This is a genomic window from Pseudomonas sp. JDS08PS003 (genome assembly GCF_045013505.1).
Lineage (GTDB): Bacteria > Pseudomonadota > Gammaproteobacteria > Pseudomonadales > Pseudomonadaceae > Aquipseudomonas > Aquipseudomonas protegens_B.
Genome location: NZ_CP120724.1, coordinates 1,954,345 through 1,978,808 on the forward strand (window position 1 = coordinate 1,954,345; position 24,464 = coordinate 1,978,808).

A 24,464-nucleotide genomic window follows, 5' to 3' on the forward strand; every position below is an offset into this window, starting at 1 on the left:
AATCATGAGTTTGCTCAATATTGGGATGTCGGGGCTGGCCGCCAGCCAAACGTCGTTGGTGACTACGGGTAACAACATTGCCAACGCCGACACCGCCGGGTACTCGCGCCAGCAGACCGTGCAGGGCACCAAGGCCTCTGCTCAATTCGGCAATGTCTTCATCGGCACCGGTACCACCCTGGCGGACGTACGCCGGGTGTACAACAGCTTCCTCGATGCCCAGTTGCGCACTGCCACGTCCCTCAACAGTGACGTTGCGGCCTACCAGGGCCAGATCAGCCCGATCGACCAGTTGCTGTCGGACAATGGCACCGGCATGAACGGCGCCCTGACCAAGTTCTTCGCTTCTCTGCAGAACCTCAACGCCAAGCCTACCGATGAGGCCTCCCGGCAGTTGCTGCTCAGCGACACCCAGGCCTTGAGCAACCGTTTCAACTCGGTGTCCAGCCAGCTCAACGAACAGAACAGCAACATCAACGGCAACATGGCGAGCATGGCCGATCAGGTCAACAAGCTGGCCAATACCGTTGCCCAGCTCAACCAGAAGATTTCCGAACTGTCGACCAACGGCAACGGCATGCCCAACGACCTGTTGGACGCCCGTAACGAAACCGTACGCCAGCTGTCGACCTTTATCGGTGTTCAGGTGTCGGAGCGTGGCTCCAGCCTCGACCTGTACCTGGGCAGTGGCCAGCCGCTGGTGATGGGCAACTCCGCCAACACCCTGGAAGTGGTGCAGGGCAAGAACGACCCGACGCGCTCCATGCTGCAGCTCAATCGCGGCACCAGCACCGTGGACATCACCAACGTCACCACCGGTGGCGAGATTGGTGGTCTGTTGCGCTATCGCAGTGAAGTGCTGGACCCGGCCATGAACGAGCTGGGGCGCGTGGCCCTGGTGGTTGCCGACCAGATGAACAGCCAGATGGCCCAGGGCATCGACAAGAACGGTGAGTTCGGCGGCAACCTGTTCAACGACATCAACAGCCTGCGGATGATCAGTCAGCGCAGTATGGCCAGCGCCGCCAACAGCGCAGGCTCGGGCAACTTCGATGTGACCATCAAGGACACCGGCAAGCTGAGCACCGGTGACTACACCGTGACCTTCAGCAGTGCCACGGATTACACCGTCAAGCGTTCCGACGGCAAGGACATGGGCACCTTCAGCACCACGACCAGCCCGGCGCCAGTGATCGACGGTTTCTCGCTGAACCTCAATGGCACGGTGGCCGCTGGTGACAGCTTCAAGATCACCCCGACCCGCAATGCGGCGGCCACTATCCAGACGGAAATGACTGACGCCAAGCGCCTGGCTTTGGCTGCGCCGTTGAAGGCCGAGATTGGTGCCGGGGTCAAGAGCTCCCTGAGCATCTCTGCGCAGCCGTCCCTGGCGGTGCCGATCGACAGCTACAACACTGCCAGCAAGCTGGAGATGCAGACGGCGCTGAAGAACTCCGGCCCGGTCAAGGTGGTGTTCAACGCGGCGTCCGGCGGCAGCCAGACCTACGATTACTTTGACGCCAAGGGCGTCAAGATGGGCAGCGGCTCTATCGTGCCGGGGCAGAGCAATGTCCTGAACCTGCAGGTCAAGATGCTCGATGCCAGCGGCAACCCGATCACCGACGGTGGCACGCCACCCGTGACCAAGACCTTCACGGTGCAGATGACCGTTGCCGGTTCGCCCAATGCCGGCGACAACATGAACATTTCGGTGAATGGCGCCGGTTCTTCCGATAACCGCAACGGCCTGACGCTGTCGGGTCTGCAGACCAAGCAGACCGTTGACACCGGTTCGGCGAGCAAGGGCATCACCCTGGTGGATGCCTACGGCAAGCTGATCGAGAACGTCGGCGCCAAGGCCAGCCAGGCCAAGCTCGACAGCGCTGCCAACGGTTCCATCCTGGCCAACGCCAAGGGCGCCCGCGACTCGCTGTCCGGGGTCAACCTGGATGATGAGACCGGCAACCTGGTCAAGTTCCAGCAGTACTACACAGCGTCTTCGCAGATCATCAAGGCTGCGCAGGAAACCTTCAGCACGCTGATCAACAGCCTTTAAGGAGTCGTAGCCCATGCGCATTTCCACCGCCCAGTTTTACGAGACTTCGGCTGCCAATTATCAGAAGAACTTTTCCAACGCAATCAAGAGCGGCGAAGAGTCCAGCAGCCTGGTCCGGGTCAAGACCGCCGCCGACGATCCGGTGGGCGCTGCCCGCCTGCTGCAGTTGGGTCAGCAGGCCTCCCTGCTTGATCAGTACAAGGCCAACAGCAACTCGATCAAGGCTTCTCTGGGCCAGGCCGAGTCGGTGATGACCAGCATCAACAACGTCCTGGACCGGGCCAAGCAACTGGCCACTGGCGCCGGCAGTGCCGGTTACACCGATGCTGACCGGCAGGCCAATGCTTCCGAGCTGGGGCAGATCGAAGAGCAACTGCTGAGCCTGATGAACTCTCAGGACGAAAACGGCAAGTATCTCTTCGGTGGTTCCAAGGACGACGTTCCGCCGTTCAGCCGCAACTCCGATGGCACCTACAGCTACAACGGTGACCAGAGCAGCCTGAAGCTGCCGGTGGGCGACACCATGATGATGGCTGCCAACAGCACTGGCTGGGATGTGTTCCAGCAGGCACTCAACACCAGTCGTAGCCAGGTCACCATGACCTCGCCGGCGGTGGATGATGGACGGGTTTCCCTGTCCAATGGCCAGATGACCAACAGCGGCACCTACAACAGCCAGTTCCGCGCTGGCGAGCCTTATACCGTGTCGTTCGTCAGCGGTACTCAGTTGAAGATCCTCGATGGCAGCGGCAACGATGTGACTGCCGAGGCCAGCAAGGGCGGCGTGGTCGGCACTTCGCCGAACCAGACCGTGAGTTTCCGTGGTGTCGATCTGAACCTGAACATCAATCTCAAGTCCGGCGATGTCGCCAACACGGTGCTGCCGGGGCATAGTTTTACCTTGGCCTCGAAGCCGGACACCTTCAACGTTGCGCGTTCTCCGGGCAACCCGAGCATGACTCAGGTCTCAGCCACCAGCGTGACTGATCCGGTGGCTTACAACTCGACGTTCCCGAGTGGCTCTGCAGTGCTCAAGTTCACCAGCGCCACCAACTTCGATCTGTATGCCGCGCCGCTGACGGCAGACAGCAAACCGGTGTCTTCGGGTGTGGTAGGCCCGGGCAATATCGCCACCGCGGCAGGTGTGAGCTTCACCCTGACGGGCGCTCCTTCGCCGGCCGCCAACGATCAGTTCAGCGTGGCGGTCAACACTCACGAAACCCAGAACGTCCTGGACACCGTGAGTCAGTTGAAAAACGCGTTGAACGTACCCACCGACGGTAACGTCCTGGCGACCCAGAAGCAGCTGGCCGACCTCGCGTCGGGGATGGCCAACCTGGCCAGCGGTGTTGATCAGCTGTCCATCGGCATCAGCTCCATCGGTGGTCGTGGTTCGGCTCTGGCTACCCAGAACGAAATCAACGAAAGTCTGTCGGCAGCCAACGTCACCACCCGTTCTGCCATCAGTGATTCCGATCCGGCCGAAGTCATGACTCGCCTGACCCTGCAACAGACCATGTTGCAGGCCTCGCAGTTGGCCTTCAGCAAAATCACCCAGCTCGGCCTGTTCAACAAGGTCTGAGAACATGGCGTTCGGGCTGCGGCTCGAGCGCCATGACCGTCGAGCCGTCAGCCGTCTTTTTAAGCGGTCCTGCAGCCCTGGTCCTTCTGGCCGGGGCTCGCCGCTCGAGAGTTTCCAGCCGTGAACCCAGCCCCTCTAGTCAGCATCGTCATCCCCGCCTTCAACCCGCGTTTCTTCAGCCAGGCCCTCGACAGTGCCTTGGCCCAGACTTACCAGCCCCTGGAAATCGTCATTTGCGACGACAGCGCCGACGATCAGATCCAGCGTATCGTCGAAGCCGTGGCCGAGCCTGCGCACCCTGTGCGTTACCTGCGCAACCCGCAACGCCTGGGGCTGCAGAAGAACGTTCTGCGTTGCGTTGAAGAGGCGCGCGGCGAACTGATCAAGGTGTTGTGCGACGACGATCGGCTGTTTGCCCCCAGCATCGCCCTGCAGGCGCCGGTACTGATCGACAACCCGGATATCAATCTGGTGTGTGCACTGCGGGTGTTCAGTGATGCCGGGAATTTCATCCTGCCGCCGCGGGTCGACAACTGCCGTTTCACCTACAACGATGCCGTGCTCAAGGGCGAGGACATGCTGGCGATCTTCGAGAGCACGCCACGCAATTTCCTTGGCAACTTCAGTTCGGCCCTGATGCGTCGTGCCGATGTGCTGGAGCTGCTGCCGGCATTGATCCAGGAGGGCGCAGGTTTTGTCGCGCTGCTGGATTTCGCTCTGTTCATCTGCCTGATGCGCCGTGGCAATCTCGCGGCGCTGGTGACGGTGCTCAGTTGCGAGCGCCTGTACTCGGGGCGCCTGAGCGCGACCCCGGAAATGCTCAAGCTGGCCAAGAATGAGTGGGAGTGGCTGGTGCAGATGCTGGCCGCCCGCAGTGGCGAGTCGGCGCCGGCGGCAGGCTGGGTACGGTATGTCGATATGGCTCGGGAGGCCGGGCAGCCGCGCAACTGGCAGGAGCTGTGCGTGACCCGTGTGCTGGGCAATCGCAGTACCGTGGTCGATGGCCGGGTCGGTGGCGAGAGCATCAGTTACGAGGATTTCTATCGCGAGTGGCTGTCGGTACGCAAGTTCTCGGCGGTGGAGCAGCGGCTGATGCCTCAGCGCATTGACAGCTGGCCGCGGCGGGTACAGCTGGTGCCGGTGGTTCTCGACTTCGAGGGCGATGGCCAGGCGCTTGCCCGGACTCTGGACAGCATTGATGGCCAGCTGTTCGCGCCTGCCGCAGTGCTGCTGTTGTCGGCGGGCGAGGAGCCGATGCGTGAGCGGGTCCTGCACCAGCCTCTGCGCGACGACTGGGTACAGCAGCTCAATGAGCTGGCCCCGCAGTTGGAAGGTTGCGACTGGTTCTATCTGTTGCAGGCCGGTGACCGTCTGCAGGAGTCGGCGCTGCTGATCCTGGCCGAGCGCATCGCCAATACCCCGGCCATGCTCTGTGCCTACAGCGATGAAGGTGCGCTGGTGGAGGGGGAGTCGTCGGAACCGGTGTTCAAGCCTGACTTCAACCTCGACCTGATGCGCTCCTACCCCTATGTCGGCCGTGCCCTGGCTTTTTCCCGCGAGCGCTTCATGACCGAGGGCGGCTTCGATCCGCTCCATGGCGAATTGGCGCCCCATGATCTGCTGTGGCGGATGGTGGAAGCGGCGGGGCCCCAGGCGATCGAGCACATTGCCGATATCCAGCTGGAGTCCGAGTTCAGCTTCGCCCAGTGGCTGTCCCGGCCCCAGGTGATCGAGGCCAGCGAGGGGCTGGTGGCGGCGCATCTGCAGCGGATCGGTGTGGAGCACCGGATTGTTCACGATGATTTGCCTCTGCTCAACCGCATCGACTACCTGCATGGCAGCCGGCCGCTGGTGTCGATCATCCTGCCGTGCGGCGACTCCCTGGCGACCCTGCAGCGCTGTGTTGAAAGCCTGATCGAGCAGACGGCCTACAACCACTACGAAATTGTGCTGGTGGATGCCGGCAGTCGCGACCCGGCCATGGCCGACTGGCTGACGGCCATGGCTCAGTTGGGTGGTGCAATGCTGCGGGTCCTGCCTTATGTCGGTCCGCACAGCCATGCTGCGCTGATCAACAGTGCGGCGAGCCAGGCTCGTGGCGACTACCTGTTGCTGCTCAATCCGGGGGCGCTGATCTGTAGCGGCGACTGGCTGGATGAGTTGCTCAATCAGGCTCAGCGTCCAGAGGTGGGCGTGGTGGGCGCGCGGATTCTGGCTACCGATGGCTCTATTCTCCATGCCGGCCAGGTGCTGGGCATGGCCGGGCCTGCGAGCTCACCCTTTGTCGGCGAAGCCATGGATGCCCGGGGCTACATGCAGCGGCTGCAGGTGGTGCAGAACTGGAGTGCGGTCAGTGGTGATTGCCTGATGGTGCGCAAGGAGGTCTTCGACAGCCTGGGCGGCCTGGATGAGCAAGCCTTCGCCGGCGAGCTGGGTACCACCGACCTGTGTCTGCGGGTCGACCGCAACGGTTATCTGGTGGTCTGGACGCCTCACGCCACCCTGATGCTGCGGCCGGCGTCGCCTGCCAGTGACGACAGCGAGCAACTGCTGGCCCGTGAAGCCGAGCAAGAGCGTTTCTATCAGCAGTGGATGGCCAAGGTCGCTCGCGATCCGGCCTACAACCCGGCCCTGAGCCTGGGCTACTCCAGCTTCAGTCTGGAGCCCTCCTTGCGCAACAATTGGAATCCGTTCTGCAGTCGGGCCTTGCCCTTGATCCTCGGCTTGCCGGTCAACAGCTCTGCGGTCGGACATTACCGGGTGACAGGTCCCCTGACGGCGCTGGAAGAGGCGGGGCGGGCGATTGCCCGGGTGGCCTACGAGTCGCCGTCCACGGCGGACATCGAGCGCCTGTCACCGGATAGCATCATCCTGCAGTGCCGCTACAGCGAAGGGGCGGCCAGCGACATTCTGCGGATGAAAAAATACTCCAGTGCCCTGCGGGTCTTCGAGCTCGACGACTACATCGTCAGCGCGCCGAAGAAAAACACCCACGCTCGGAACAAGCCGGTGAACACCGAGCAGATGCTGCGCGAAGGTATCGCCTTGTGCGATCGCGTGGTGGTGACCACCCAGCCCCTGGCCGATGCTCTGTCGAGCATGCACAGCGACATTCGCGTGGTGCCCAACATGCTGGCGCTGGACCCCTGGGCCAGTTTGACCAGTCGCCGTGGTACCTCCAGCAAGCCGCGGGTGGGCTGGGGTGGTGGCACTAGTCATACCGGCGACCTGGAAATCATTGCCGAGGTGGTACGCGAGCTGGCCAACGAGGTCGAGTGGGTATTCTTCGGCATGTGCCCTGATGACTTGCGTCCTTATGTGCACGAGTTTCACTCCCTCACCAGCCTGCAGAGCTATCCGTTCAAGTTGGCCAGCCTGAATCTGGATCTGGCGCTGGCGCCGCTGGAGTTTCATATCTTCAACGACTGCAAGAGCAACCTGCGGCTCTTGGAATACGGTGCCTGCGGTTACCCGGTGATCTGCACCGACACCGAGGCCTATCGCGGTTTCCTGCCCTGCACCAAGGTCCGCAGCAACAGCACCGAGGAATGGTTGCAGGCGATCCGCATGCACCTGTCCGACCCGGCAGCCAGCTACCGCATGGGGGATGAGCTGCGAGAAGCGGTGCATCGCGACTTCATGCTGCGCGACGACAACCTGCGGCACTGGCTGTGGGGATGGTTGGCGGACTGATCGATCCCCGGGCCGGCGACTGCCACCGTCGCTGGCCGGTGTTTTGGGCAATCTTCTGTTCGGGGGGGGGCTCTCGCTGCCTTCTGCGGCGCCTGCGGGCGCCGCGCACGCAATTGGCGCACTTCCTGCAAGTCTTCAGCAAATCGCCATAAATCCTTCACTGCGGCGCGGTGCAAGGGACCCTTTGGTTGCGATGAATGATCTGCATCTGGCGCCGCGCCAGTCCTGAAAGGGCTGGCCTGGCCCACGAAGAGCAAGAGGACAGCGATGAAGGCAGTAATTCTGGCAGGTGGACTGGGTACGCGAATCAGCGAGGAGTCCCACCTCAAGCCCAAGCCCATGATCGAGATCGGTGGCAAGCCAATTCTTTGGCACATCATGAAGCAGTATTCCGCCCACGGGATTCATGACTTCGTGATTTGCCTGGGCTACAAGGGCTACGCAATCAAGGACTTCTTCGCCAACTACTTCCTGCACACTTCGGATGTGACCTTCGACATGCGCAACAACCGCATGGACGTGCATCAGAATTACAGCGAGCCATGGAGCGTGACGCTGATCGACACCGGCGAGGAAACCATGACCGGCGGACGGTTGCGCCGGGCCGGGCGCTACCTGCAGGAAGACGAGGCCTTCTGCTTCACCTATGGCGATGGCGTCTCCGATCTGGATATCAGTGCCCTGGTGGACTTCCACAAGTCCCACGGCAAGCTGGCCACCGTCACTGCCGTACAGCCCCCGGGCCGCTATGGCGCCCTGGATCGCGATGGCGACCAGGTCTTGGGTTTCACCGAGAAACCCCGTGGCGACGGTGGCTGGATCAACGGCGGGTTCTTCGTGTTGTCGCCCAAAGTGCTGTCCTACATTGATGGCGATAGCACCACCTGGGAGGCCGAGCCCCTGATCCAGCTGGCCAAGGATCAGCAACTGAGCGCCTACGAGCATTCGGGGTTCTGGCAGTCCATGGATACCCTGCGGGACAAGAATCATCTGGAACAGCTCTGGCAAAGCGGGGAGGCCCCGTGGAAGCAATGGGACTGAGCCAGGAGTTCTGGCGTGGCAAGCGTGTCCTGCTGACCGGGCATACCGGTTTCAAGGGCAGTTGGCTGAGCCTGTGGCTGCAAAGCCTGGGGGCCCAGGTCAGCGGATTCGCCCTGGACCCGGGGACCGAGCCGAGCCTGTTCGAACTGGCCCGGGTGGCCGAAGGCGTCGACGATCATCGTGGCGACCTGCGGGACCTGGGCAGTCTGCTGGAGCTGATCGCCCAGGTGCAGCCGGAAATCGTCCTGCACCTGGCGGCCCAGCCCCTGGTGCGCGAGGCCTACCGCGATCCGCTGGGGACCTACTCAAGCAACGTCATGGGCACCCTCAACCTGTTGGAAGCGATCCGTCAGGTCGGTGGGGTACGTGCCTGTGTCCTGGTGACCACCGACAAGGTCTACGCCAATCAGGAATGGCTGTGGCCCTATCGGGAAAACGAAGCCCTGGGCGGCCACGATCCCTACAGCAGCAGCAAGGCCTGTTGCGAGTTGCTGGCCCAGTCCTATGCCTCATCCTTCTTTGCTGCCGAGCGTTATGCCGAGCATGGCCTGGCCCTGGCCACGGCCCGGGCCGGCAACGTGCTGGGCGGTGGCGATTTTGCACCCGAGCGGTTGATTCCCGATGTGCTCAAGGCCTGGTCGGCCGACGAGCCGGTGACCTTGCGTTATCCCCAGGCGGTACGCCCCTGGCAACACGCCCTGGAGCCCCTGGCCGGTTACCTGCAACTGGCGGCCGGCCTGTACCTGGACGGCCCGCAATACGCCGGTGCCTGGAACTTCGGGCCCGGTGAGCAGGACATGTGCAGCGTCGGTGAAGTGGTGGAGCTGCTGGCCCGGCATTGGCCCGAGGCCCCGGGCCTGCGGATCGAGCCCAGTGAGCTGCACGAAGCCGGCCTGCTGCGCCTGGACAGCAGTCGTGCGCGCCAGCTGCTGGGCTGGAAACCCCGTTGGACGCTGCAACAGTGTCTGGTGCAAACCCTGGACTGGCACTTGGCCTGGAAGGGCGGTGCGGACATGCGTGCCGTGACCCTTGGGCAGTTGAACCTGTACCGGGGGGCGCTGTGAGCGAGTTTCAGGTCCTGGCTCTGCCAATGGCCGGGTTGTTCGAGGTGCGCCACAAACGCTTCGAGGATCAGCGCGGGCATTTCTCCCGGTTGTTCTGCGAGGGCAGCCTGAGCGCTTTTGGCCAGCCCTTCCATATTCGCCAGATCAACCACTCCTGCACCCGCGAACGGGGCAGTGTGCGTGGCCTGCATTATCAGACCGCTGCCCGGCCCGAAGCCAAACTCATCAGTTGCTTGCGGGGTGAAGTCTGGGACGTGGCGGTGGACCTGCGCCCCGAGTCGCCGACCTTTCTGCATTGGCATGCCGAGCACCTGCGCGGCGGCGATGGGCGCAGCCTGTTGCTGCCGGCGGGTTTCGCCCATGGCTTCCAGGCCCTGAGCGACGATGCCGAGCTGCTCTACCTGCACAGCGCCGACTACGCCCCCGAGCACGAGGCCGGGTTGTCGGCGCTGGACCCGCGACTGGCGATCCACTGGCCGTTGTCTGTCAATAATCTGTCGAACCGGGATGCCAGCCACCCCTTGCTCGATGCTGCCTTCGCTGGAGTGAGACTATGAATTGCCGCGGTTGTGGCGCATGCCTGAGCCTGCCTCTGATCGACCTGGGCACCTCACCGCCATCCAACGCTTACCTGCGTGCCGAGCAACTGGATCAGGCCGAGCAGTGGGTGCCGCTCAAGGTCCAGGTGTGCCAGCAATGCTGGCTGGTGCAGACCGAGGACTACACCCGCGCCGACCACCTGTTCGACGCCGACTATGCCTATTTCAGTTCGTTCTCCAGCACTTGGCTGCAGCACGCCCGGGACTATGTGGCGCAAATGGTCGAGCGTTTCGGCTTGGACGCCCGCAGCCGAGTAGTGGAAGTAGCGGCGAACGACGGCTACCTGCTGCAGTACGTGGCCCAGCGTGACATTCCCTGCCTCGGGGTCGAGCCGACTCGCAGCACCGCCCAGGCGGCGCGGGCCAAGGGCTTGCAGATCCGCGAGCTGTTCTTCGGCCGTGGCACTGCCGCGCAGTTGCTGGAGGAGGGCTGGGCCGCGGACCTGATGGCGGCCAACAACGTGCTGGCCCATGTGCCGGACATCAACGATTTTCTCTGCGGTTTCGCGACGTTGCTCAAACCGACGGGGGTGGCGACTTTCGAATTTCCCCAATTGCTGACCCTGATGGCCGGCCAGCAGTTCGACACCCTGTACCACGAGCACTATTCCTACCTGTCGCTGACCGCCGTCCTGAGCTTGTGCCAGCGCAACGGCCTGGAAGTCTTCGATGTCCAGACCCTGCCAACCCATGGCGGTTCGCTGCGGGTCTTCGTGCAGCGTATCGACGGTTCGCGTCGGCCAGTGCAGGACAGCGTGGCGCAGCAGTTACTGTTGGAGCAGCGCGCCGGGGTGAACACGCCCGAGTATTACCAGACCCTGGCGCCGGCGGCAGAGCGGATCAAGCACGAGCTGTTGCGCTTCCTGCTCCAGGCCAAGGCCGAAGGCAAGCGCGTGGTGGGCTACGGCGCGGCAGCCAAGGGCAATACCTTGCTCAATTACGCGGGGATCAAGGCCGACTTGCTGGCCTGGGTCGCCGACGCCAGCCCGCACAAGCAGGGCAAGTTCCTGCCGGGGAGTCGTATCCCGGTGGTGGCGCCCGAGCGCATCGACCAGGAGCGACCGGACTATGTGCTGGTGTTGCCGTGGAACCTGTTGGGCGAAGTCAGCGAGCAACTGGCCCAGGTGCGGCAATGGGGCGGGCGTTTCGTGATTGCCGTGCCTGAGTTGAAGCTGCTGTGAACGGCATGAAGGTGCTGGTCACCGGCGCCACCGGCTTTGTCGGCCGGCATCTGGTTGCAGCCTTGCTGGCCCGGGGTTGCCGGGTCCGTGCGCTGGCCCGTGATCTGGGCAAGGCGCGGCAGATGCCCTGGTTCGACGCTGTGGAGTTCCGCGCGCTGGATGTGCATGACCCGCACCTGGATGTCGCCGCCCTGGTGGACGGGGTCGACGCCTTGGCCCATCTGGCCTGGCCCGGATTGCCGAACTACCAGGCGCTGTTTCACCTGGAGCACAACCTGATGGCCGACTATCGCTTTATCAAGGCGGTGGTCGAGGCGGGGGTGGGCCAGGTGCTGGTCACCGGTACCTGCTTCGAGTACGGCATGCAGAGCGGACCTTTGACAGAGCAGACCGAGGCTTGCCCAGGCAATCCCTACGGCCTGGCCAAGCACAGCCTGCACCTGTTCCTCCAGGCCCTGCAGCAGCACGTGCCCTTCAGCTTGCAGTGGGCGCGGCTGTTCTACCTGCATGGTCCGGGACAGAATCCCAAGAGCCTGCTGGCGGCTCTGGATCGGGCCATCGACGCCGGTGATGAGGTGTTCGACATGTCCGGCGGCGAGCAGTTGCGGGACTACCTGGCCATCGAGGAAGCGGCCGGCTACCTTGCGGCGCTGCTGCGCCAGCGGGCGTTTTCCGGTGTGGTCAATTGCTCCAGTGGCCGGCCGATCGCCGTGCGTTCCCTGGTGGAACAGCGCATCGCCCAGCGCGGTTCATCGATTCGCCTGAACCTGGGGCACTACCCGTACCCGGACTACGAGCCCATGGCGTTCTGGGGCTTGAACCAACGCTTGCAGCAAATAACAGGAGCCGAACATGGCGCATGAGTTGTATCGGGTCGCCGACTTGCCGGTGTTGCAGAACCGTACCTTCGCCGATGCCCAGAGTGCCCGCGCCTCGGCTGCTGCGGACATCGTGCTGGTGCAGGACCTGCAAAGCGGGCTGATCTTCAATCAGGCCTTCGATGCCGACAAGCTCAGTTACGACAGCGACTACCAGAACGAACAGGCCCATTCGGCGCAGTTCCAGCAGCACCTGATGGATGTGGAGGGCATCATCGCCCGGCACTTCAAGGGGCGCGAGCTGATCGAAGTCGGTTGCGGCAAGGGCTATTTCCTCGAACTGCTGCGCAGCGAGGGCTACGCCATCACCGGCATCGACCCGGCCTACGAAGGGGCCAACCCCGAGGTGATCAAGGCGCCTTTCACCCGTGGCCTGGGGCTGGCTGCCGAGGCCATCGTGCTGCGTCATGTGCTGGAGCATATTGCCGATCCGCTGGCCTTTCTGGCAGAGATTGCCGATGCCAACCAGGGCGGGCAGATCTATATCGAGGTGCCATGTTTCGACTGGATTCTCGAGCATCGCGCCTGGTTCGACGTGTTCTATGAGCACGTCAATTACTTCCGCCTCGAAGACCTGCAGCGCATGTTCGGCACCGTGCATGAGGCCGGGCATCTGTTCGGCGGCCAGTACCTGTACGTGGTGGCGGACCTGGGCAGCTTGAAGTCGTCGTTGCCGGCGCCGAGCCGGCCGTTGCAGATGCCGGCGGATTTCACCGCCAGCATCGAGTGCGCCAAGCGCATCATCGAGTCGGCGCCGCACACCGCGGCCGGGATTTGGGGCGCCTCGTCCAAGGGCGTGATCTATTCGCTGTTCCTGCAACGGGCCGGCGTGGCGGTGGATCAAGTCGTCGATATCAACCCGGCCAAACAGGGCCGGTACCTGCCGCTCAGTGGCATGCGTGTGTCATCGCCACAAGAAGCCATGGAGGCACTGCCGGCAGGCGCCAACCTGTTCGTGATGAATTCCAACTACCTCGAAGAAATCAAGCGCATGACCGACGGCCGTTATGTCTATCACGCCGTCGACAGCGCTTCGTTCAGCTAATTTGCCATTGAGATCCGAACATGACCGAGCACAACGTCATTCAAGCCTTTGAACAAGAATGCCAGGCGCAGATCAGCGCCCAGGGCCAGGATGAGAAGCTCAAGGGCCTGGCCCGTGACTTTTTCAACGAGTCGGCGACCCACAAGTACAGCTATCACTTTTCCTGGATGGGGCGGCCGATCATTCAGCTGCCCCAGGACATGATGGCGATGCAGGAGATCATCTGGCAGGTCAAGCCGGACCTGGTGATCGAATGCGGTATCGCTCACGGCGGCTCGATCATCTACTACGCCTCGCTGCTGGAGTTGCAGGGCCATGGCGAAGTGCTGGGCATCGACCTGGATATCCGTCCGCATAACCGCGAAGCCATCGAGCAGCATCCGATGAGCAAGCGTATCCGCATGATCGAGGGTTCGAGCATCGATCCGGCCATCGCCGAGCAGGTACGGGCCGCCGCAGCCGGCAAGAAGGTGATCCTGGTCCTGGACTCCAACCACACCCACGAGCACGTGCTCGAAGAGCTGCGTCTGTATGCGCCGCTGGTGTCGGTGGACAGCTACTGCGTGGTCATGGACACCGTGGTTGAGGACATGCCGGAAAGCTTCTTCCCGGATCGTCCCTGGGGGCCGGGTGACAACCCGAAAACTGCGGTCTGGGCCTATCTGGAGGAGAACCGCGATTTTGAAATCGACTATCAGATGCAGAACAAGCTGCTGATCACCGTGGCGCCGGACGGTTACCTGCGTCGGGTTCGTTAACTATCAATGGTTGCAGGTTCAAGGCGTTTGGCCGGTTGTGGGGAAGTACCTATGTGGGTTGGAGACAAAGCAATGAATGACAAAGCACCCCTGAGTGAGCGTTTCACCCTTGTGCTGTTGTCCCACAACCGCAAAGCGTTCATGCAGCGCACCTTGCAGTATTACAGCACCTATCCGTGCTCGATCCTGGTACTGGATTCGTCGCTGGAGGCGGATGAGTCCCTGGCGCAGCTCTATCCCCAGGTCGACTACCGGCATCTGCCGCAGTTCGGCTACAAGGGCCTGCAGGACAAGCTGACCTATGGTATGAGCCTGGTGACCACGCCTTACATGGCGTTCGCTGCCGATGACGATTTTCTCCTCCACGATGCGCTGACTAGCTCCCTGGAGTTTCTCGAGGCCCATCCCGACTACGGGCTGTGCCACGGCTACGGGATGATGTATCTGGCCCGGGCTTCGGAAACCAATTACTACCGCCGTGATCGCCGGGTCATGGAGGACTATGACTCCCATGATGCCCAGGATCGGGTAATGAACTTCATGGGGCATTTCCTGCCGCCGTTCTATGCGGTGACCCGCACCGACCTGCTGCGCCAGTGGTATGAGCTGCTGCCGCCGGGGGTGAGTTTCGAATGGCAGGAAATCGGTCATTCCTTCTTCCTGCTGGCCTGTGCCAAGGCGCGGATCCTGCCGATTCCATTTGCCGTGCGTGAGGCCAACTACGGGGCTTCGGAGCACAACACCAATGTGCTGACGGTGCTGACCTACAAGGACGCGCAATCGGTGGCCCAGCGTGAGGCCTTCGCCGAATTCCTCGCTTCGTTGCCCACCGGTTTCAGTGGCCAGGACCCCGAGCAGGTGAAGCAGATCGCCCTGGACAGTTTCACCGCCATGGCCGATTGCCTGCTCAGCGGACGTTCCCTCAAGGGCACGGCGATCTTCCGTTCGGCCTGGGTCGAGGTCGGGGCCGAGCCGGTACGCTCCTTCGGTCCCGAGCAGTTCGTCGAGATGCCCTTCTACAACCAGCCGATGTTCGATCTGCTGACCCAGTTGGAATTCCTCATGCACGCCATGCCCACCGGGCGCCTGCAGCTCAAAGAGCTGGAGGGCGTGTGGCTGCGTCAGGAAGAGTTGATGCGGGTTCATCCCAACGATACGCCGGAGAGTCTGCGCGCCCGGTTGTGGGAAGCGCTGACCCTGAACCTGTTCAACCGCGAGGTGGTCAAGCGCCTGGCCGAGTCGATGCAGGACAGCGACGAGCCCGAGGAGGCGCGCAAGCTGCAGGCCTGGGCCGAGCGCCTGGCATCGGTGCCAGGCTCTGACAGTCGTGCCCTGTTCAACGTGACCGAGTCGGGACGTTTGCTCAAATGGCTTGAGGCCCGTGCTCCGGAGCCGGCAAAGCTGAATGCCATCGCCGCGCACCTGGCCCGTCATGCCGGTGGCCCGCAGGTGCAGATCCTGTTGCTGGACCTGGACGCTGACCTGGTCAAGTTGCAGGCCACGCTCGACAGTCTGCTGGCCGGTCATTACAAGGCGTTCAAACTGGTGGTATTCACCACCGGCGAGCTGCCGGCCACCACCACGGCCCAGGACACCTTGCACTTCGTCAAGGTCACGGAAAGCAACTACGTCGAGCGCATCAACCAGGCCATGGCCCAGTCCCGTGCCGACTGGGTAGTGTTGGCCGAGGCCGGTGACCAGTTCACCGCCAGCGGCCTGCTGCGGGCGAGCCTGGAGTTGCTCGGCGCCGAAGGCATTCGGGCCGTGGCCATGGACGAGATCCAGCGCCGTGCCGATGCCACCTTGAGTTCGGTGTTCCGCCCCGGGGTCAACCTGGATCAACTGCAAGGCACGCCGGCGCTAATGGCCCGGCATTGGCTGCTGGACCGCGAGACGGTGCTGCAGATCGGTGGTTTCTCCCGTGAGCTCAAGCAGGCCCTGGAACTGGACCTTGTATTACGCCTGATCCAGGACGGTGGCCTGGGCGGACTGGCCCACCTGGCCGAGCCCTTGCTGATTTGTCAGGCCCCAGGGGACAAGGCGGAAGCCGAAGAACGGCAGGTGCTGACCCGGCACCTGGCCGCACGAGGCTATCGCGCTCAGGTTGGTTCGGCGCAGCCGGGCACCTATCAGATCGAGTATCAGCACGCCGAGCGGCCGCTGGTGTCGATCATTCTGCCCAGCCAGGACAATTTCGCGGAGTTGCAACGCTGCCTGGTCAGCGTGCTGCAGCGCACCCGCTACCAGCGCTATGAAGTGCTGATCGCCGAAAACCACAACCAGAGCGCCGAGCTCGACAGCTGGCTGACCAGCCTGGAAGGCCGCGGCGAGCGCATTCGCGTGTTGCGCAGCGGCCAGCGCCTGAGCGCTTCGGCCCTGTACAACATGGCGTGCCGGGAAGCTCGGGGCGAGTACCTGGTGCTGCTCTCGGCCGATGCTGAGGTGGTCAACGCCAACTGGATCGAGAGCCTGCTCAACCAGGCTCAACGCCCGGAAGTCGGGATTGTCGGCGCCAAGCTGGTGAACGAAAATGGCGTGACCACCCAGGCCGGGTTGATCCTGGGTTTTGACGGCCACCTGGGTGCCGCCTTCGCCGGTGAGGCCAGGGAGGCAGCGGGCTACATGAATAGCCTGTGGGTGGAGAAAAACTATTCAGCGGTGTCCGGTGCCTGCCTGATGATCGCCAAGGTGCTGTTCGAGGCGGTGGGCGGGTTGGACGAAGAGCATTTCGACCAGGCCTTCGCCGATGTCGACCTGTGCCTGAAAGTGGCTGATGCCGGTTACCTCACGGTACTGACGCCCCAGGCCCAGGTGCAGCATCCGGGGACTTTGCCGCAACACCCACAGGCGGCCGCGGCCCTGCAGGACAAGTGGGCGGCGCGCTTTGCCCAGGATATTGCCTATAACCAGAACCTGGCGTTGAGCGGCAAGGGCTTTACGCTCGGTACCGCCAGTGGTGTGGATTGGCTACAGATGATTGCCAATTGATTGCTGTCTCGAGGGAACCCAGCATGCTCAATAGTCTTTTGAATGTCCGCTTTGCGCATCGTGACTTGACGCTTGCTTGCAGAGGGAGACTGTCATGACTCCCTACAGGATTCCCTATGGCTGCCAGAGCATCAATCAGGCGGACATCGATGCGGTGGTGCAGGTGCTCCAGTCTCCCTGGCTGACCCAAGGGCCGACGATCGAGCGTTTCGAGCAGGCCCTGGCCGACTACTGTCAGGCCGGGCATGCCGTTGCCGTGTGCAATGCCACGGCGGCGCTGCATATCGCCTGCGTGGCGGCGGGCCTGGGGCCGGGCGACTTTCTGTGGACCAGCCCCAATACCTTTGTCGCTTCGGCCAACTGTGGGCGTTACTGCGGTGCCCAGGTGGACTTTGTCGATATCGATCCCCATACCTGGAATATGGATGCGGCTCTGCTGGCGCAGAAGCTCGAGTTAGCCGAACGCAACGGCACCCTGCCGAAGGTGGTGGTGGTTGTCGCATTTGCTGGACAGAGTGCCGACATGCAGGCCATCGCCGGGCTTGCCGAGCGCTACGGATTTGTCTTGATCGAAGACGCGGCGCACGCCGTGGGTGCCTCCTACCTGGGGCGTCCAGTGGGTTGCGGAACCTATGCGGCAATGACCATCTTCAGCTTTCACCCGGTGAAAATCATCACCAGTGCCGAAGGCGGGATGGTGCTGACCAACCGGCCGGAGTTCGCCGAGCGCCTGCGCCGTTTGCGCAGTCATGGCATTACCAGCGACCCGGCACTGATGCAGGTCCCGGATACTGGCCTGTGGTACTACCAGCAACTGGAACTGGGCTTCAACTATCGGATGACCGACTTGCATGCTGCACTGGGACTTTCTCAAATGTCCCGGCTCGACGAGTTCGTGGCTCGACGTCGGGAGCTGGCGGCACGCTACCAGATGTTGCTGGCCGACCTGCCGCTGACCTTGCCGGTGGCGCAGAGCGGGGCCGACTCGGCTTGGCATCTGTATGTGGTGCGCCTGGATCTGACCCGTATCCGGCTGACCCAGAAGCAAGTCTTTGACGAATTGCGTGCGGCGGGACTGGGGGTGAACCTGCATTACATTCCCGTGCACCTGCAGCCTTATTACCAAGAACAGGGCTTCGCCGAGGGTGATTACCCCGAGGCTGAACGTTACTTCCTGGAAGCCCTCAGTCTGCCCCTTTTTCCAGAGCTGACCGATGAGTTGCAAGACGAAGTGGTGGCGCACCTGCAGCGGATTCTGGATTGAGAGGTAGTGATGACGGTTTTTTCCTGGCCTGGGATGTGCTGCGTCCAAGCGGCTGCGAACGCTCCAGGCTGTCTGCCTGAGTCAGGGGCGTGCAAGTTGGAGCCAGGCCTTTGAGTTGTGTGGCGTTGATTCCTGCCCGAGGCGGCAGCAAGCGTATTGCACGCAAGAACCTCAGGGCCTTCGATGGTGTGCCGATGCTCGCTCGCTCCATCGACAAGGCATTGAGTTCCGGGCTGTTCCAGCGAGTGGTGGTCAGCACCGACGATCCGCAGATCGCCGAACTGGCGCTCGCCTGTGGCGCCGAGGTGCCGTTTGTTCGGCCACAGTCCCTGGCAGATGACTTCACCGGCACGGCAGCGGTGATTGTCCATGCCTTGCAGGTGTTGCAGGAGCAGGGACAAGCGTTCGAGTACGCCTGTTGTATCTACGCCACCGCGCCCTTGCTGCAGGTGCGTTATCTGCGCCAGGGGCTGGAGACGCTGGTGCAGCACCCGGACAAGGCGTTCGCCTTCTCGGTGTGCAGCTTCGGCTTTCCCGTGCAGCGGGCGCTGACTCTCGATGAGCAAGGGGCGCTCAATGCCCTGTACCCGGAATTTCGTCAGAGCCGTTCCCAGGATCTGCCACTGGCCTATCAGGATGCAGGGCAGTTCTACTGGGGCAGGAGCCAGGCCTGGCTGGAGGGGGAGGTGCTGTTCTCACCCCGCAGCCTGCCGGTGATCCTGCCCCGTCATCTGGTGCAGGACATCGATACCGAAGAAGACTGGCGGCGAGCGGAATACCTGTACGCCGCACTGAAGGCCGCAGGAGAGCTGGAGTGAGGGTACTGATCCGCGCCGATGCGTCGCCGGTCATCGGCAGCGGCCACGTGGCCCGCTGCCTGACCCTGGCCCAGGAACTGCGCCGCCAGGGCGCTGATGTAGCGTTCGCCTGTCGGCGTCTGCCCGGTCATCGCCTGGAGGCGCTGCGGGCCGAGGGCTTCCAGGCCTTTGAGTTACCGGAGTGCTACGTCGACGAGCATCCAGAGTTGGGGATCGAGGCGCCCTTGCCCTGGCAGGCGGACATCGCCGCGCTGCAGCTGGTATTGGTCGCTCAGCCGGCCTTCGACTGGGTGCTGGTGGATCATTACGGTCTCGATCATCTATGGCAGAGCGCCGCTCGCCAATGGGCGCCGAGGATCGCCGCGATCGACGATCTGGCCAACCGCAAGCATGCCGTGGACCTGTTGCTGGATCAGAATTTCAGCGGCAGCGCCGAGGCCTATTCCGGGTTGTACGACGCGTCGTGCCGGACCCTGTTCGGTCCGCATTACGCCTTGTTGCGCGAAGAGTTTCACCGCCCCCCCATATCGATCCGGCCACAGCCGCGGCGCTTGTTGGTGAACTTCGGCGGTTTCGATGCCGCCGGCCAGACCCACAAGGCCATGTTGGCACTGCTGGATTTCCACGATCTGCAGGTGGACTTCGTCGCCGGCAGCGGCAACCCGGACTGGCAGGCCATGCAGGCCCTGGCCGCCGAACGGCCGCACTGGCGACTGCACAGCTATGTGAAGGATTTTGCCGGGCTGTTGGCCGAGGCAGACCTGTGCCTGGGCGCGGGAGGCGGTACCAGCTGGGAGCGAGCGGTGCTGGGGGTGCCTACGCTGTGCATCACCGTGGCCGCTAACCAGGAGGCCAATGCCCGGTTGCTGGCCGAGGCGGGTGCCCACTTGTACCTGGGGGCCTGTGAACAGGTCAGCGTGGAGCAGGTGCGCCAGGCCCTGAGCCTGTTGCTGGACAATCTGGGGCTGCGTCATAGCCTGTCCCGCCGGGCCCGCGAGCTGGTGGATGGTCGGGGTGTGCAGCGAATGGCAGCGGCGTTGTTCACTGTGGCACTGCGTTTGCGTCCGGCGGCTGTGGATGATGCCCGGTTGCTGTTCGAGGGGCGCAATGCCGAACTCGTCAGGCGTTGGTCCCAGCAGCCCGAGGCGCTTGAGTGGCCGGACCATGTGCGCTGGCTGGAGGCCGCTGTGAATGATCCGCAGCGGCTGTTGCTGATAGCGGAAATAGCCGCGGGGGCGGTGGGGGTGCTGCGCTATGACCGCCAAGGCATTCAGGCGGATGTGTCGATTTACCTGTTTGCCGAGCACCTGGGACTAGGTTGGGGGCGGGCGTTGCTGGAGCAGGGCGAGGCTTGGCTGATGCGCCATTGGCCCGATGTGCAGCGCCTGGGGGCTCGGGTGCTGGCAGAGAATCAGGTTTCGCTGACATTGTTTCGCCGGGCCGGCTATTGCCAGGCGCCTTGTGAATTCACCCGTGTGTTGAAGGAACATCTGGATGACTAGTTTCAAGATCGGCTCGCGCTCTGTGGGCGCCGGTGCTGCGCCGTTGATCATCGCCGAGATGAGCGGCAACCATAATCAGTCGCTGGATGTGGCTCTGCAGATTGTCGAGGCCGCGGCCAAGGCTGGTGCCCATGCCCTGAAGTTGCAGACCTACACCGCCGACACCATGACCCTGGACCTGGATCAGGGGGAGTTTTTCATCAAGGACCCGGATAGCCTCTGGGCTGGCTCATCGCTGTACGACCTGTACCAGCGTGCCCATACGCCCTGGGAGTGGCACGAGCCGATCTTCGCCCGGGCGCGGGAGCTGGGCTTGCTGGCGTTTTCCACGCCGTTCGACGAGAGCGCGGTGGACTTTCTCGAAAGCCTCGACGTCCCGGCCTACAAGATCGCCAGTTTTGAAAACACCGACCTGCCGCTGATTCGCCGGGTCGCCGCCACCGGCAAGCCGCTGATCATTTCCACCGGCATGGCCAGCATCGCCGAGCTGGACGAAAGCGTGCGGGCCGCCAGGCAGGCCGGCTGCCGGGATCTGGTATTGCTCAAGTGCACCAGCACCTATCCGGCTTCGCCGGCCAACAGCAACCTGTTGACCATCCCTCATCTGCGGGAGCTGTTCGGCTGTGAAGTGGGCCTGTCCGATCACAGCATGGGGGTTGGGGTCTCGGTGGCTGCTGTGGCCCTGGGCGCCACGGTGATCGAAAAACATTTCACCCTGGACCGTTCGGCCGGAGGGGTCGACGCCAGTTTTTCCCTGGAACCGGGGGAACTGGCCAGCCTGGTGCTGGAAACCGAGCGGGCCTGGCAGGCCATGGGGCAGGTGCGCTATGGCGCCACCCAGGCCGAGAGCAAGTCGCTGATGTACCGTCGGTCGCTGTATGTCACCCGGGACATGCAGGCTGGGGAACTGTTCAGCGCCGACAATGTGCGGGCAATCCGTCCCGGACTGGGGCTGGCTCCCAAGCACTACGATGCGCTGCTCGGGCGTCGTGCGCGTCAGGCCCTCAAGCGCGGCACGGCACTGGACTGGGCGCTCATCGATTAAGCCTTTGTGTGGCTGATTCGGCAAAATAGCGTGACCTGTGAGTCATAACGTGCATCTTCACTGTATTGTATTGCCCGGGAAGATGGCGCCAGCCCTGCGTGACAGGACCCGTGATAGCCCTTGGTTCTTCCCGATGCCGTTGTGTTCGGCGCAAGTATCTGTGTTTCTTTCGGCAGCCCCTGCTCAGTGACTGAGCGGGGGTATTGAGCTGTTTATTATTGGGAAGCCGTAATGATTGGCATAAAAAGCATTGCGAGCTACGTGCCTGTAGCCGGCGTGGACAATTACGCACAAGGTGCAAAGTTCGCCAAGGATGAAGACTTCATCCTGGGCAAGATCGGTTCCGCTTTCCTGCCGCGCAAAGACGCCGGGCAAGAGACTTCCGATCTGTGTGTCGAAGCGGTCAATGCCCTGTTCGCCAGCAACCCGGAACTCAAGCGCGAAGCCATCGACGTATTGATCGTGGTCACCCAGAACGGTGACGAGGAAGGGCTGCCCCATACCGCCGCGATCGTTCAGGACAAACTGGGCCTGCCGACCACGGTGGCGGCCTTCGATATTTCCCTGGGCTGTTCCGGGTATGTCTACGGTATCTATGCCATCAAGGGTTTCATGGAAGCTGCAGGCCTGAAGAACGGCCTGTTGGTCACCGCCGATCCTTATTCGAAGATCGTCGATCCCGAAGACCGCAACACCACCATGCTGTTCGGCGATGCCGCCACCGCCACCTGGCTGGGCGAGGGGGCGACCTGGCAGTTGGGCAAGGCCAAGTTCGGCACCGATGGCTCCGGTGCTCCGCACTTGAAAGTCAGCGATGGCGTGTTCTTCATGAACGGCCGCCAGGTGTTCAACTTCGCACTGCTCAAGGTGCCTGCCCACCTGCACGAGTTGCTGGCCGAGTCGGGCTTGCAGCCTGACGATATCGATGCCTTCTGCATTCACCAGGGCAGTGCTGCGATTGTCGACGCCGTGGCCCGGCGTTTCGAGGGCGATCCGAACAAGTTCATCAAGGACATGGTGGAAACCGGCAACACAGTTTCCTCGAGCATTCCGCTGCTACTGGAAAAGCATATGTTCGATTCCAGCTGGAAGCGCGTGGCCTTGAGTGGCTTCGGTGTTGGTTTGTCCTGGGGGTCGGCGATCATCTATCGCTCCTGACGCTCAGCTTCCGGCGGCACACGTAGCGCTCAAGGTGTAATCTTGAGCGCTATTTTTTTGCGCGAGTGATAAGCGAGGCAGCATGAGCGACAGCTTGGAACACAATGCCCGGGTCCTGGGCGAGCGTTGGCCGGTGCTGCTGGAGCGGCTGCTGGCTGAAGACAGTGATGCGCTGCAGGCGGACCTGGTGGAGGGGCTGGGTTCGACCCTGAGCATCGCCGGTATCCAGCTCACCAGCCGCCATGATCGCACCCGTGAGGCGCATACCCAGGCCGCCAGCCTGCCTGAGGCGCCGGTCCTGCATCTGTACGGCTGCGGCCTGGGGGACCTGCAACGGGCGTTACTCCAGCGGCCGGAGTTGACGCGTCTGTACGTGCACATCCTCAATGGCGCGGTGTTCAGGTTGGTGCTGCAACTGCTTGATCAGCAGGACTGGCTGGCCGATCCACGGGTCGAGTTGCTGTATGCCGGCGATCTGCCGGAGATTCAACTGCCGTTCTTCGCCCTGCCGGCCGAGTTGGTGCTGGCCGATGATTACAGCGCGAAGATTCGTGACCGGCTGATCAGCGAGACCCATCTGTCTTTCAACAATCGTCTGTTCTCGGCCGATGCGCCGGACATCGCTGCGCGTCTGGCCGCCATCGAGCCCTGGGTTCGGGCGGATCGCGATGTTGCCGAACTGTTCGATCTTCATGCTGGGCGCGAGGTGTTCGTGATCGCTACGGGGCCGAGCCTGGAGCAGCATTACCAGGCATTGCGTGCGGTAGCCGAACAACCTGAGCGGCCGTTGTTGATCTGTGTGGATACGGCCTATCTGCCTCTGCTCAAGCAAGGCATCCGGGTGGATCTGGTGGTCAGTATCGATCAGCGAATCTCCACGGTGCATCTGCCGGGCCAGGGTAGTGACGGCGTCGTCCTGGTCTATATGCCCCTGGCGGACCCGTTGGTTCTTGAAGGTTGGCGGGGGCCGCGGTATGTGGGCTATTCCTCCAGTCCGGTATTCCAGGCGTTGCGCCAGCGGATACCGCGGGCGCAGTTGCATGCTGGAGGCAGTGTGATTCATCCGGCCGTGGATCTGGCGGTGAAGATGGGAGGCAGGCGGATCACTCTGTTTGGTGCGGATTTCGCATTTCCTCAGAATCGAACTCATGCCGGGTGGCAGGACGGTGATCTCGGGCCTCAGGCCGGCGTGGCCCGGCATTGGGTGCTTGACGGCCATGGGCAGCGGGTCAAGACCCAGCTCAACTTTCGTAGTTATCTGTGCGAGCTGGAGCGTTACATCGCGAGTCGGCCCGAAGTGGTGTTCTTCAATACCAGCCGCAGTGGCGCGATGATCCTGGGCACCACCTTCCATGGGGATTTTGTTCAATGAAGCGACTTGAGCCTGTGTTTGATCGTGCCCGGGAAGTTGCCGATCTGTTCCGCCTGGGCCGAGATGTGGAGGCTGTAGGAGGCATGGTCGAGTTGTTCGAGCCCATACAGTTGCGGGTGGATAGTGCGTCGGTGTCGGTTCAGCAGGACTGGGCCCAGTTGCTGGGCCTGATGCTGGCTTGCCAGGAGATGCAGAACTGGCTGAGCCTGGCTGATTATCTCGAATATGAACTGGTGGATTGGCTGCAGGGTGAACTGGGTAGCTGAAAGGTTTTTTCTTGTTGCCTGCCAGGGCGGTTTTGGCGAGGGTTTTCTGACGTCATTTTTTTCGCTTGTCGATGGGCTTAACCCCTTGTTTTCCAAGGGGTGGCAGGGTGATGGCAAATATTTTTGAAAAAGCCCTAAAGCAACTTGCATTGGC

General features: G+C 62.6%; 18 protein-coding genes. All 18 read left to right on the plus strand.

The window, feature by feature from the left end; genetic code table 11:
• The first annotated feature begins 4 nt into the window (after positions 1 to 4).
• The 18 genes from flgK (at position 5) to P7C00_RS08970 (ending at position 24,310) form a co-directional block, all read left to right on the plus strand.
• Entirely contained in the window at positions 5 to 2,056 is a 2,052-nt protein-coding gene (flgK, locus tag P7C00_RS08885; protein ID WP_346632010.1) for a flagellar hook-associated protein FlgK, read from the plus strand.
• Between the two features lie 13 nt (positions 2,057 to 2,069).
• Positions 2,070 to 3,638, plus strand: coding sequence for a flagellar hook-associated protein 3 (locus P7C00_RS08890; RefSeq protein WP_346632009.1), 1,569 nt, complete (start codon positions 2,070 to 2,072; stop codon positions 3,636 to 3,638).
• 120 nt (positions 3,639 to 3,758) lie between these two features.
• Positions 3,759 to 7,331 carry a glycosyltransferase gene (locus P7C00_RS08895; protein WP_404938704.1) on the plus strand — a complete coding sequence of 1,191 codons (3,573 nt, stop codon included), beginning with the start codon at positions 3,759 to 3,761 and terminating at the stop codon, positions 7,329 to 7,331.
• 267 nt (positions 7,332 to 7,598) lie between these two features.
• The gene (rfbF, locus tag P7C00_RS08900; protein WP_346632007.1) at positions 7,599 to 8,372 is read left to right on the plus strand and encodes a glucose-1-phosphate cytidylyltransferase; all 774 of its coding nucleotides are present in this window, start codon (positions 7,599 to 7,601) and stop codon (positions 8,370 to 8,372) included.
• Positions 8,354 to 9,436, plus strand: coding sequence for a CDP-glucose 4,6-dehydratase (gene rfbG / locus P7C00_RS08905; RefSeq protein ID WP_346632006.1), 1,083 nt, complete (start codon positions 8,354 to 8,356; stop codon positions 9,434 to 9,436). Before rfbF ends, rfbG begins: the two co-directional genes overlap by 19 nt.
• Positions 9,433 to 9,993: a dTDP-4-dehydrorhamnose 3,5-epimerase gene (locus tag P7C00_RS08910; RefSeq protein ID WP_346632005.1), complete on the plus strand. Its 561-nt coding sequence runs from the start codon at positions 9,433 to 9,435 to the stop codon at positions 9,991 to 9,993. The genes rfbG and P7C00_RS08910 overlap by 4 nt, the downstream gene beginning before the upstream one ends.
• Complete coding sequence (locus tag P7C00_RS08915; protein WP_404938706.1) at positions 9,990 to 11,216, plus strand: methyltransferase domain-containing protein; 1,227 nt, start codon at positions 9,990 to 9,992, stop codon at positions 11,214 to 11,216. Before P7C00_RS08910 ends, P7C00_RS08915 begins: the two co-directional genes overlap by 4 nt.
• A 5-nt stretch (positions 11,217 to 11,221) precedes the next feature.
• Positions 11,222 to 12,079 (plus strand): NAD-dependent epimerase/dehydratase family protein, encoded by an 858-nt coding sequence (locus P7C00_RS08920; RefSeq protein WP_404939943.1) that lies wholly within the window; start codon positions 11,222 to 11,224, stop codon positions 12,077 to 12,079.
• The gene (locus tag P7C00_RS08925) at positions 12,069 to 13,139 is read left to right on the plus strand and encodes a class I SAM-dependent methyltransferase (RefSeq protein ID WP_404938708.1); all 1,071 of its coding nucleotides are present in this window, start codon (positions 12,069 to 12,071) and stop codon (positions 13,137 to 13,139) included. Before P7C00_RS08920 ends, P7C00_RS08925 begins: the two co-directional genes overlap by 11 nt.
• A 20-nt stretch (positions 13,140 to 13,159) precedes the next feature.
• Positions 13,160 to 13,897, plus strand: coding sequence for a cephalosporin hydroxylase family protein (locus P7C00_RS08930; protein WP_102878847.1), 738 nt, complete (start codon positions 13,160 to 13,162; stop codon positions 13,895 to 13,897).
• A gap of 51 nt (positions 13,898 to 13,948) precedes the next feature.
• Complete coding sequence (locus P7C00_RS08935; protein ID WP_404938710.1) at positions 13,949 to 16,885, plus strand: TIGR00180 family glycosyltransferase; 2,937 nt, start codon at positions 13,949 to 13,951, stop codon at positions 16,883 to 16,885.
• 94 nt (positions 16,886 to 16,979) lie between these two features.
• Positions 16,980 to 18,149, plus strand: a complete 1,170-nt coding sequence (pseC, locus tag P7C00_RS08940) for a UDP-4-amino-4,6-dideoxy-N-acetyl-beta-L-altrosamine transaminase (RefSeq protein WP_346632001.1) — start codon at positions 16,980 to 16,982, stop codon at positions 18,147 to 18,149.
• Between the two features lie 110 nt (positions 18,150 to 18,259).
• Positions 18,260 to 18,967, plus strand: coding sequence for a pseudaminic acid cytidylyltransferase (gene pseF / locus P7C00_RS08945; protein WP_346632000.1), 708 nt, complete (start codon positions 18,260 to 18,262; stop codon positions 18,965 to 18,967).
• Complete coding sequence (gene pseG, locus P7C00_RS08950) at positions 18,964 to 20,469, plus strand: UDP-2,4-diacetamido-2,4,6-trideoxy-beta-L-altropyranose hydrolase (RefSeq protein ID WP_346631999.1); 1,506 nt, start codon at positions 18,964 to 18,966, stop codon at positions 20,467 to 20,469. The genes pseF and pseG overlap by 4 nt, the downstream gene beginning before the upstream one ends.
• A complete protein-coding gene (gene pseI / locus P7C00_RS08955) occupies positions 20,462 to 21,514 on the plus strand; it encodes a pseudaminic acid synthase (RefSeq protein WP_404938712.1) in 1,053 nt (350 codons plus the stop codon). The genes pseG and pseI overlap by 8 nt, the downstream gene beginning before the upstream one ends.
• Positions 21,515 to 21,745: 231 nt before the next feature.
• Complete coding sequence (locus P7C00_RS08960; RefSeq protein WP_346631997.1) at positions 21,746 to 22,672, plus strand: ketoacyl-ACP synthase III; 927 nt, start codon at positions 21,746 to 21,748, stop codon at positions 22,670 to 22,672.
• Between the two features lie 82 nt (positions 22,673 to 22,754).
• The gene (locus P7C00_RS08965) at positions 22,755 to 24,044 is read left to right on the plus strand and encodes a 6-hydroxymethylpterin diphosphokinase MptE-like protein (RefSeq protein ID WP_346631996.1); all 1,290 of its coding nucleotides are present in this window, start codon (positions 22,755 to 22,757) and stop codon (positions 24,042 to 24,044) included.
• Complete coding sequence (locus P7C00_RS08970) at positions 24,041 to 24,310, plus strand: hypothetical protein (protein ID WP_346631995.1); 270 nt, start codon at positions 24,041 to 24,043, stop codon at positions 24,308 to 24,310. The genes P7C00_RS08965 and P7C00_RS08970 overlap by 4 nt, the downstream gene beginning before the upstream one ends.
• Positions 24,311 to 24,464: the final 154 nt, after the last annotated feature.

Coding starts and splice junctions, on each gene's coding strand:
- pseI (WP_404938712.1), top strand. CDS start 20,462: ATGACTAGTTTCAAGATCGGCTCGCGCTCTGTGGGCGCCGGTGCTGCG.
- P7C00_RS08935 (WP_404938710.1), top strand. CDS start 13,949: ATGTGGGTTGGAGACAAAGCAATGAATGACAAAGCACCCCTGAGTGAG.
- flgK (WP_346632010.1), top strand. CDS start 5: ATGAGTTTGCTCAATATTGGGATGTCGGGGCTGGCCGCCAGCCAAACG.
- P7C00_RS08960 (WP_346631997.1), top strand. CDS start 21,746: ATGATTGGCATAAAAAGCATTGCGAGCTACGTGCCTGTAGCCGGCGTG.
- P7C00_RS08970 (WP_346631995.1), top strand. CDS start 24,041: ATGAAGCGACTTGAGCCTGTGTTTGATCGTGCCCGGGAAGTTGCCGAT.
- P7C00_RS08930 (WP_102878847.1), top strand. CDS start 13,160: ATGACCGAGCACAACGTCATTCAAGCCTTTGAACAAGAATGCCAGGCG.
- P7C00_RS08915 (WP_404938706.1), top strand. CDS start 9,990: ATGAATTGCCGCGGTTGTGGCGCATGCCTGAGCCTGCCTCTGATCGAC.
- P7C00_RS08890 (WP_346632009.1), top strand. CDS start 2,070: ATGCGCATTTCCACCGCCCAGTTTTACGAGACTTCGGCTGCCAATTAT.
- rfbF (WP_346632007.1), top strand. CDS start 7,599: ATGAAGGCAGTAATTCTGGCAGGTGGACTGGGTACGCGAATCAGCGAG.
- P7C00_RS08925 (WP_404938708.1), top strand. CDS start 12,069: ATGGCGCATGAGTTGTATCGGGTCGCCGACTTGCCGGTGTTGCAGAAC.
- P7C00_RS08920 (WP_404939943.1), top strand. CDS start 11,222: ATGAAGGTGCTGGTCACCGGCGCCACCGGCTTTGTCGGCCGGCATCTG.
- P7C00_RS08965 (WP_346631996.1), top strand. CDS start 22,755: ATGAGCGACAGCTTGGAACACAATGCCCGGGTCCTGGGCGAGCGTTGG.
- pseC (WP_346632001.1), top strand. CDS start 16,980: ATGACTCCCTACAGGATTCCCTATGGCTGCCAGAGCATCAATCAGGCG.